This is a genomic window from Vibrio sp. 970 (assembly GCF_033339075.1).
Map to the genome: position 1 here is coordinate 1 of NZ_JAWOTW010000068.1, position 1378 is coordinate 1378.

The window sequence follows — 1378 nt, forward strand, 5'->3', positions numbered from 1 at the left end:
ACAATCAAACTGTCACTGTCGTTAGCTGTTGGATTAACACCATCCGATACTGACGCACTGATAGTCAGATCTTTAAGGTTGAGTTCATCGTTGTTAACCGCGTCAACACCCGCTTGAGTCAACTTGACCTCATTGCCAACCAACACGAAGTAGCCGTTTGAGTTATTTTCTAAAGAAACGGCTAACTGGTCTTCTGGCGTATCAGTATCACGAACCGTTAATGCTGCGACTACCGTATCAGTGCTCACTGCATCTTCAGTGATGCTCTCTACGGCATCAACCTTGATAGTTGGCGCATCGTTTACTGGATTTACTGTAACAGTTACTTTCGCTTCGTCGGTCAATTGACCGTCCGTTACGGTGTAGGTGATTTCAGCGTGGCCATTGAAGTTTTCTGCCGGAGTGAAAACAAGTTTTCCATCCACCACTTCAACCGTACCCTGCTCTTTAGGAACAGAGGCTGATTCAATACTCAGCTTATCGCCATCCACATCAGAATCGTTTGGCAGAACATCAATAGTAACTGCAGTGTCTTCTTGTGTCGTAGCGATGTCATCTTTCGCCACTGGCGCATCGTTGACCGGTGTTACATTGACTTCAACGGTGGTGGATTCTGACACTCCACCTGATGTCACGACGTAAGTGAAAGTATCTTTACCTACGTAGTTATCATCTGGTGTGTAGGTCACCGTACCATCGTTGTTTACGATGACGGTGCCATTTTTAGGACCATTCTCAGCGTCCAGAGACACCACTTTATCTTTACCTTCAAACGTGTCGTTACCTAAGACGTTAATGATGGTTGGTGTGTCTTCGACTACATCCGCGCTATCAGCCTCGATGTCGACTACTGGTGCTACTGTAAAGTCCACCGTTTGGTTAACGCTTTCACCGCTTGGGTCTTTAGCTGTAAGCGTAATTGTCTCTTTGCCATTCCAATCCGCTGTCGGAGTGATTGTGGCGACGCCATTCACAATAGAAATTTGGATGCTGTTATTGCCAGAAACTGAGAATTCTAGCGAGGAATCAGAATCTTTGAATACTTCATTCAAGTCGATCGTGTATGCATCGAAATCTTCCGATAACACTTGGTCTGCAATGGCATTTTCAACAGTCGGTGCATCGTTAACACGATTCACAATCAAACTGTCACTGTCGTTAGCCGTTGGATTAACACCATCCGACACTGACGCGCTAATAGTCAGGTCTTTAAGGTTAAGTTCATCATTGTTAACTGCATCAACGCCCGCTTGAGTCAGCTTGACTTCATCGCCAACTAACACAAAGTAACCGTTTGAGTTGTTTTCTAAAGAAACGGTTAATTGATCTTCAGAAGTGTCAGTATCGCGAACCGTTAAGGTTGCGACTACCGTATCAA

1 protein-coding gene is annotated in these 1378 nt (G+C 45.1%); it reads right to left on the reverse strand.

Annotation, left to right across the window (positions count from 1 at the left end):
- The coding region (locus R7Q11_RS24730; RefSeq protein WP_225466829.1) for a tandem-95 repeat protein at positions 1 to 1378 on the reverse strand (1378 nt) is incomplete at both ends.